This is a genomic window from Variovorax sp. P4_D9 (assembly GCF_056401695.1).
The window spans coordinates 1-7,362 of record NZ_JBFUIU010000453.1; the positions used below are offsets into that span (position 1 = coordinate 1).

Genomic DNA, 7,362 nt, shown 5'->3' on the forward strand with positions numbered 1-7,362 from the left:
TGCTCGAACACGTGCCCGATCCGGCCTCGGTCGTCAAGGCCTGCGCCGATCTGGCCAGGCCCGGTGGCTGGGTCTTCTTCTCGACCATCAACCGCAACCTGAAGGCGTTCATGCTGGCGATCGTCGGGGCCGAATACGTGCTCGGCATGCTGCCGCGCGGCACGCACGAGTACCAGAAGCTGATCCGGCCGAGCGAACTGGCCGCCCATTGCCGCGCCGCCGGGCTCGACCTGCGCCACACCCGCGGCATGGAGCACAACCCGCTGACGCGGCGCTACTGGCTCAGCGGCGACACCAGCGTCAACTACATGTTCGCGACCCAGAAGCCGGCAGGCGACCTGTGAGGACCGGCCGCACCGAAGCCGTCCTGTTCGACCTCGACGGCACGCTGATCGACAGCGCCCCCGACCTGGGCGCCGCGGCCGACCTGATGCGAACCGAGCGCGGCCTGCCTTCGCTGCCGCTTGAACGCTACCGGCCGATGGCGGGTGCTGGCGCCCGGGGCATGCTGGGCGTGGCCTTCGGCATCACGCCGGAGGCGCCCGAGTTTCCGGTACTGCGCGAGGAGTTCTTCGTCAAGTACGAATCGCGGATGCTGCTCAACACCCAGGTCTTCGACGGGGTGGCCGAACTCGTGGAGGCGCTGAACGCGTCCGGGCTGCGATGGGGCGTCGTCACCAACAAGTCCGAACGCTTCACTCTGCCGCTGACGCGCGCGATGGCGCTGTTCGAGAGCGCGCGGGCGATCGTCAGCGGTGACACCACCCCCCACGCCAAGCCGCATCCGGAGCCGTTGTTCGAAGCCGCGCGCCGGATGGGCGTGGCCCCGGTGCATTGTGTCTATGTCGGGGACGACGAACGTGACATGCTGGCCGGCCGGGCCGCCGGCATGCGGACCGTGGCGGCCATCTACGGCTACATGGGCGAACAGGCGGAGGTGGCGCGCTGGGATGCCGACGCGGCCATCGCATCGCCCATGGAGCTCTTGAAGTTACTGAAACAGGCCTAAAATGCATGGCTTGGGGCTGCACTGGTTTCGACGTGGGTTCGGAATCGCAGCGGGGCATGTCGAGCTGAATGCGCTCGTAAAACAGATTCAAACAAACTAACTGCAAACGACGAACGTTTCGCACTCGCCGCTTAATTGCCGGTGAGCTTTGCAACAGCAGGCCGATGGGCTGGGCAAGGGGGCGCTAGAGCAATCTGACGCCTCCCGGCTGCAAAGATAATCTACATGGGCTGGCCCTGATCCGGGTACCTTGGGTCGGGGCGAGAAAATAGGGTGCTGGCGGCCGGTGTAGCGTGCGACTGCGCGACACCGGTGGCGAGACTCAAATCAGACCGCTAAACATGTAGATCTGCGCGAAGAAGGCTTACGGACGGGGGTTCAAATCCCCCCAGCTCCACCAGATATGCATCCGGCAGCCTCCGGATAGCTCAAAAACCCCTAAGGATATCAACCACTTAGGGGTTTTTTGTTGCCTGATGTCGCCAAATCCGGCCGGGGGCAGCCAGAAATAAATGGGGGCAACAACGGGGGCAGATTCCATAATCGGGCAGATCCACACAGGAAATGCCCCCATGCCACTCACCGACATAGCCATCAAGCAGGCCAAGCCTACGGAGAAAACCCGGCGCATGGCTGACTCCCAAGGCCTGTACCTCGAGATCGCTCCAAGCGGGGGCAAGTGGTGGCGCTGGAAGTACCGTTTCGGGGGCAAGGAGAAGCGCCTGGCGCTCGGCGTCTATCCCGAGATCACCCTGACGCAGGCCCGCAAGGATCGGGATTCGTCACGCGAGCTGCTCAAGGCAGGCACGGACCCATCGGCTGCCCGCAAGGTCGACAAGGCCCGCAGCACGATCTCGACGGACAGCGGCTTCGAGGTCGTGGCGCGCGAATGGCACAAGACCAAGGCCACCGGGTGGGCCGCATCGCACGCAGATACCACGATCGCCCGACTTGAGAAAGACGTGTTTCCATGGATCGGCACCCGGCCGATGCCGGAGATCGACGCACCGGAGCTGCTCGCCATGCTGCGCCGGGTCGAGGCCCGGGGCGCGATCGAGACGACCCACCGGCTGCGCGAGATCATCGGCCAKGTCTTCCGCTACGGCATTGCGAGCGGCCGGGCCACGCGCAACCCTGCCGCTGACCTTCAGGGCACCCTCATGACGGCGACGGCGCGCCACCATGCCGCGATCGTCGAGCCCAAGCAGTTGGCCGACCTGGTGCGCGCGATGCGCGGCTACCGGGGCTCGCCGGTTGTGCGCACAGCGCTGCAGTTCTCTGCCCTGGTGTTTCAGCGTCCCGGCGAGGTGCGCGCGGCGCTCTGGTCCGAGATCGACCTGAACGGCGCCATGTGGACCATCCCCGCGGCGCGCATGAAGCGCAGCGTCGACCAGAAGGCGAACGGCCAGCCACACCTGGTGCCACTTTCCACACAGGCCGCCGCGCTGCTGCGCGATCTCCATCCGCTCACCGGTCACCACGGGCCCGCAGGCTGCGTTTTCCCGAGCGAGCGGGGCGAAGGACGCCCACTGAGCGAAAACGGCGTGCGCATGGCGCTGCGGACCCTGGGCTACGACAACGACACGATGACGCCCCACGGCTTCCGCGCAACGGCTCGCACGATCCTGGACGAGGTGCTCGGCGAGCGCGTCGACATCATCGAGGCGCAACTGGCACATACCGTGCGCGACCCGCTTGGCAGGGCCTACAACCGCACCACGTTCCTGCCGGAGCGCAAAGCGATGATGCAGCGCTGGGCGGACTATCTGGACCAGCTTGCTGAAGGCGCCAAGGTGCTGCAGTTCAAGGCGGCATGAGCCGACATGAACGATCTCGTCACCATCCTTCGCGCTGCGTCTTTCGCGGCCACGAAGCACCGGAACCAGCGCCGCAAGGACGCTGATTCGTCGCCGTACATCAACCACCCGCTGGCGCTGGCCCGGGTGCTGGCCGAGGAAGGCGGCATCACGGACACGATCACGATCTGCGCCGCGCTGCTGCACGACACCGTCGAGGACACCGACACGACGGCCGCCGAGCTGGTGCAGGAGTTCGGCGCCGAAGTGGCGGGCGTCGTGCTCGAGGTCACCGACGACAAGGGTCTGCTCAAGGCTGATCGTAAGCGCCGCAGGTCGAGCACGCTGCGCACTCAAGTGATCGGGCGAAGCTGGTGAAGCTGGCCGACAAGATCTGCAACCTGCGCGACATGGCCACGAGCCCCCCGTGGGGCTGGCCCAACCAGCGCCGGCGCGAATACTTCGAATGGTCGAAGGAAGTGATCGAACAGGTGCGCGGTGTGTCGCCGAAGCTAGAGGCCGCGTTCGACCAGGCCTACAGCGCGAGGATCTGAAACCCGCCAAGCCCCGCGGCGGTCTATGCGGGGCATCAAGGCGCCGGCCAGGGTGCAGGAACACCACAACGTAGCAAACTTGAAGGGACCGCACACCATGGCTTCCATTGTCCATCTGCCGGCCCGTCCGGCCGTGCCAGTCAGCGTCGCTACCCGCAGGCGGCGCAAGGCGATCGCTGGCAAGGTGCTCGCGTTCACCGGAACAAAACGCTTCGTCTACGACCGCGAAAAGGTACTGCGCTGGCACAAGGAAGCGATGGCCGAGTCCGTCATGAACCTCCTCGTCGACATTCAATGCGGCAAGGTCATCGGCGTGAAGATGATCACGTCGCGCAGCTACGACCCGGATGACGACGATCAGATCAAAGCGGCGGGCGTGTTCGTCGACGATACGCAGTATGGCGAGGGCGCCTTGACGAATGCCACCGAGTGCTTTCCCGAACTGGTGGGACTCTCCAGCGAAGAGCCGCTGTGACCGTGCCATTCCCGTCGCCCTTGCTGCGGTTGGCGCTTGTCGAGGCCCTGCACGGCATCGAGGAGGACGTCGCCGCACTTGAGGCCATGCTCAAGATCGACGCCGGCGCGGAAGCCCTCGCCTGGATGACCCGGACTTCGCACGCGATGAAGGAGCTCAACGCTCGCGGCGTCTGGTCCATGCCCTTCGAGGCTCGAGAGCGGATGATCATTTATTTGGGCAGGGCAGCCGCGGGCGCAGCGCAAGCAAGGCGCCTCCTCGGTACCGGCTATTTCGATGAGGCGCTGTACTCGGCGTTGGAAGGCCAGCGGGATATCGCGCGCGCGGCTGGCGCTGCGCTCGGCCTGGAGCTGTCGCGGGAGCGTGATCGCAACGTGAAGGCCGGGAAGAATCGCCACAAGGCGAAGCACAAGTTCCAGATGGAGACGTATCAGAACTGGCTCGAGTGGCAGCGGCTACCCGAGCCTGAGCGGAAAAAGCGTCACACGAGCAGAGCGGCCTTTGCCCCGCGATGTATGAGAACCAAGAATCCGGGCTGCCCCACAACCATCCGACGCGCGTCACCTTTGAAACGATCGATAAATGGGCCAAGGGGTGGGGAAATGGGAAGCCCGGCCCGTGATGGAGACCCGCTCTATCGAAGGCTGAGCGGACAGGCGCATGGATGCTGGCTCGCGCCGCGCTGGGCCGGGAAAGTGCCCCCAGGAGTGCACCCGGAAGCCGTGAGTTGGCGACAGATTACGATGCAATCCAACGCAACAGAAGCAAGAGGCGCCAATGGACTTGGCACGAATCGATGACCGCCGGTACACGCTTGAGTTTGAGAATGAGACCGGCACGGCTTTCGTCTCGTCGTTCCACCAGCCTCGCGATGTCATCGAAGCGCCTCGCCTCAGTGCTCGATACGACTTGCCGGGTCGCTTCTCGGCGCGTAGCGATGCGGCCGAAGCTGGTCTAGCTGCCGCGAATGGGGCGCCACTGCGTCTAGATGCGCAATCGGTCAAATTATCGATGGTTTTGAGGGGGTCCGAGTCTGATGACGGCTGTTTGGCAAGCAAAGTAGCCGTCCTCGAAGGGGCGCTTGTATGCGGCGGAGATGTACGCGCGATCGGAGCCGCAGGCCTGCAGCATCGCTCGCGAGGGCTGGCTGGAGCTGGCTCACGCGCACCTGGGGCTCTAAAGCACACCAAGTCACCCTTGCGGTCCAAACGCCAGACGACATATCCGGCGCGCAGGGGACGATGGTCGAGTCGCTGCTGTCAATCGCTTGATTCCCGGTGCCGAGCGACCGCTCTTGGGTCTGCCGGATCGGCAGACCGGATGCCGCCTTTGGGTCGGGAGTTTCAGTTGGAGCCATCGGTCAGCAGACGTTCGGGCGACCTCAGCTCCTGGGGCGGTGGCAAAGGTCAGTAGTACCTTTGAAACCGGTCACCGGGTCCGAGAGTTCGCCGGCGTCGGGACGGCCGCAAATGTGGCCGAGAGCGTGAGTTGCGGGTGCGGCCATCACTGACCGCAACCGCTGCATTCCTGCTGTACGACGGCCCTGGGCGAAATGCGGGGTAGGGCCCGATGCGGCCGCAAGAGAATCGAGTCGAACGTCAACTCCAGTAAGGGAAGCGGCCTTCACCCGACGCGGCCCTGCAGTCCGAAGGCTGCGCCGACAAACCGCCCGCAGCGTAGACGTTGTGCGAACTGATGGCGCGCGGCGTGATTGAGCTGTGAACCGCGTACGTTGTTAGTGGCCGCCCAACGCGGCGGTCTTCTGCCATAAAGACCTCTGCATCTACCCCCTCGAAGAGCCGAACGAACACGTCGGTGGCCAGCCCGATTGAAGCAAGTCGACTTGGGTCTGAGCCTGACGACGAAGCGAACGCGCAAGCGCGAGTTTCTCGATGAGATGAGCTGCGTGGTGCCGTGGGCGGCCTTTGTGGATTTGGTTTCCCCGTACGCGCCCGAAGGCAAGAAGGGTCGCCCGCCGTTCCCGCTGGAGGCCGTGCTGCGCATTCATTTCATGCAGCAGTGGTTCACGTTGAGCGACCTGGCGTGAGGCGCTGCATGACACGCCGCTGTATCGGGAGGCCCGCGCCATGGTCGCCATCGCCTCCGCAGACTCCTCGACTTTCGCCGAAGCCCGAAAGCCGTAGTCGGTACCACCACCGGCCTGGATCGGCCCAGGCCCGGCAGATAGTGCTCGCGCAGTTCGATCAGGTCCGCCTTGACCCGGGCCCGGATCGTCAACGTGCCCGCCTCCTCATCGTGAGCCGTCGACGCCTGGTAAATGCCCCTTGAGATGCCCCCAAAATTCCGCGCAAACCATCTTGGCTGATGCCCGAGCTAGATATTGGCGCCCCATTTAGCCCGGCTAGTACACCAGTTAGCCAAGCTGACACCTCCCTTAGCCCGGCTGACCCCGTTTTCAAGAAGGAGGATGCCGAGAAATGATGCGCCCACCCCACTTGAGGACGCATATGGGACACCGTCAAGGCGCAACCTTTTCCAGCCAGTCGCCTGCCGGCAATCCACTATCGCTGCTCGACGTCAAGCGAGTCACCGAACTCACGACGCTCAGCCGCAGCAAGATCTACGCAGCGGTCGCGGAAGGTCGCTTCCCCGCGCCCCTGAAGCTGGGCCGCAAGTGCACGCGCTGGCAGGCCGGCGCCGTCGACGCGTGGCTCCGGTCTCTGGCCGAGCCCGCGAGCGATGCAGCCGCCCAGGACGCGGCGGCATGACCGACAAGGCATTCGAGACCTTGCGCGCCGAGTGTGCGCTGGTGCGGTCTGTCGATGACCGTGGGCGCGAGTGCTTCGTCGTTTCTCGCTGGACACTTACGCGCGAGTTGCCCGACCTGGCCGCAGTCGCCGAATGGCTGGCCATGGTCACCAGCAAGACCGCGAAGGCGCCGGCCGCATGACCTTCATCCGCGATCGCCTGCCGGAGCCCATGTGCTTCTTCGAGAGCCAAGGGCTCGTGCTGACCTCCCGCGGCAAGTGGCGCACCACGCGCTGCGAATTCCACGATGGCTCCGACAGCATGCGGATCAACACCGAGAACGGCGCCTGGGCCTGCATGTCCTGCGGCGCGAAGGGTGGCGACGTCCTGGCCTACCACATGCAGATCACGGGCGTCGACTTCGTGCAGGCCACGAAGGATCTCGGCTGCTGGGAAGAGACCGGCCGGCCGTCGCGCGTGAAGCCGCTGCCGTTCTCCGCCCGGGATGCGCTGTCGGTCCTGCGCTTCGAGTCCCTGCTCACTGCTGTCGCGGCCGGCAACGTGGCCCAGGGCGTGGTGCTGAGCGATGAGGATCGCGCGCGCCTCCTGCAGGCCGTCTCCCGCATCGAGTTCATCGCCGAGGCAGTGGTATGACCGCGGGCCGCTCCATCGACAGGATCGACGCAGTGATGCGTCAGGCGCCTCCGGCCCTGCTGCCGCGGAAGCTCGAGTACGATCTCGCCCAGGATCTGCCCGACGAGGCCGAGATCAACGATGAGCTGATCGAAGGGCTGTTGGGTCGGCAGGCCATGTCCGTTC

Annotated in this window: 8 protein-coding genes, 1 other RNA gene and 2 pseudogenes; all 11 read left to right on the forward strand. The window is 65.1% G+C overall.

Features of this window, described 5'->3' with window-relative positions; genetic code table 11:
- The coding region (ubiG, locus tag AC1DY5_RS34855) for a bifunctional 2-polyprenyl-6-hydroxyphenol methylase/3-demethylubiquinol 3-O-methyltransferase UbiG (protein ID WP_478118960.1) at positions 1-344 on the forward strand (344 nt) is incomplete at its 5' end.
- Positions 341-1,009: a phosphoglycolate phosphatase gene (gene gph, locus AC1DY5_RS34860; protein ID WP_478118962.1), complete on the forward strand. Its 669-nt coding sequence runs from the start codon at positions 341-343 to the stop codon at positions 1,007-1,009. The genes ubiG and gph, both read left to right, overlap by 4 nt.
- A 12-nt stretch (positions 1,010-1,021) precedes the next feature.
- Positions 1,022-1,409: a transfer-messenger RNA gene (gene ssrA / locus AC1DY5_RS34865) on the forward strand.
- A 172-nt stretch (positions 1,410-1,581) separates the two neighbouring features.
- Positions 1,582-2,826: a tyrosine-type recombinase/integrase gene (locus AC1DY5_RS34870; RefSeq protein WP_478118964.1), complete on the forward strand. Its 1,245-nt coding sequence runs from the start codon at positions 1,582-1,584 to the stop codon at positions 2,824-2,826.
- 6 nt (positions 2,827-2,832) lie between these two features.
- Positions 2,833-3,359: pseudogene (locus tag AC1DY5_RS34875) on the forward strand (HD domain-containing protein).
- 97 nt (positions 3,360-3,456) lie between these two features.
- Positions 3,457-3,834 (forward strand): hypothetical protein, encoded by a 378-nt coding sequence (locus AC1DY5_RS34880; RefSeq protein ID WP_478118965.1) that lies wholly within the window; start codon positions 3,457-3,459, stop codon positions 3,832-3,834.
- A complete protein-coding gene (locus tag AC1DY5_RS34885; protein WP_478118967.1) occupies positions 3,831-4,634 on the forward strand; it encodes a hypothetical protein in 804 nt (267 codons plus the stop codon). Before AC1DY5_RS34880 ends, AC1DY5_RS34885 begins: the two co-directional genes overlap by 4 nt.
- 1,028 nt (positions 4,635-5,662) lie before the next feature.
- Positions 5,663-5,912 (forward strand): annotated as a pseudogene (locus tag AC1DY5_RS34890) (transposase); the annotation flags it as partial.
- 390 nt (positions 5,913-6,302) lie between these two features.
- Entirely contained in the window at positions 6,303-6,563 is a 261-nt protein-coding gene (locus tag AC1DY5_RS34895; RefSeq protein ID WP_478118969.1) for a helix-turn-helix transcriptional regulator, read from the forward strand.
- A complete protein-coding gene (locus tag AC1DY5_RS34900) occupies positions 6,560-6,745 on the forward strand; it encodes a hypothetical protein (RefSeq protein WP_478118970.1) in 186 nt (61 codons plus the stop codon). The genes AC1DY5_RS34895 and AC1DY5_RS34900 overlap by 4 nt, the downstream gene beginning before the upstream one ends.
- Positions 6,742-7,197 carry a CHC2 zinc finger domain-containing protein gene (locus AC1DY5_RS34905; protein ID WP_478118972.1) on the forward strand — a complete coding sequence of 152 codons (456 nt, stop codon included), beginning with the start codon at positions 6,742-6,744 and terminating at the stop codon, positions 7,195-7,197. Before AC1DY5_RS34900 ends, AC1DY5_RS34905 begins: the two co-directional genes overlap by 4 nt.
- The last annotated feature ends 165 nt before the right edge of the window (positions 7,198-7,362 follow it).